1 pseudogene is annotated in these 538 nt (G+C 47.0%); it reads left to right on the top strand.

Features of this window, described 5'->3' with window-relative positions:
- Positions 1 to 45: 45 nt before the first annotated feature.
- Positions 46 to 538, top strand: a pseudogene (locus tag ACS8FC_RS20405) (histidinol-phosphate transaminase); the annotation flags it as partial.

The raw sequence follows: 538 nt of genomic DNA, 5'->3' as shown, positions 1-538 counted from the left end.
AATAGATGGGCGATCGCATTTAGTGATAACCTCCAAGGATAAAATATGCAGCCTGATCAATTGACAGCATCAAACCTATCGCCATTAACGCCAGCTTATGACAGTATTCTGGCATTAGCACCTTATCAGACAGGTAAACCAATTGAAGAGCTGACGCGCGAATATGGTGTCTCAGATGTGGTGAAGCTGGCTAGCAATGAGAACCCGATGGGGTGCTCACCGCGAGTGACGCTAGCGGTCACTGAGCAGTTGGGTCAATTGTCACGTTATCCTGATGGCAATGGCTATTATCTGAAGCAAGCGTTGGCTGACTTTAATGATGTTAAAGTCGAGCAGATTACGCTTGGCAATGGCTCTGATGATTTGCTCGATATTTTGGCACGTAGTTTTGTGGGTGCTGATGATGCCATCGTCTATAGTCAGTATGCGTTTGTGGTCTACTCTATGCTGGCGAAGATGCAAGGCGCTATGGATGTTGAGGTGCCTGCTCATCGGTTTGGTCACGACCTAAAAGCCATGAGTCAAGCAGTCCAAGATA

The sequence above is a fragment of the Psychrobacter sp. 1Y4 genome, assembly GCF_051847555.1.
This window is presented reverse-complemented; position numbering and strand designations above follow the sequence as displayed.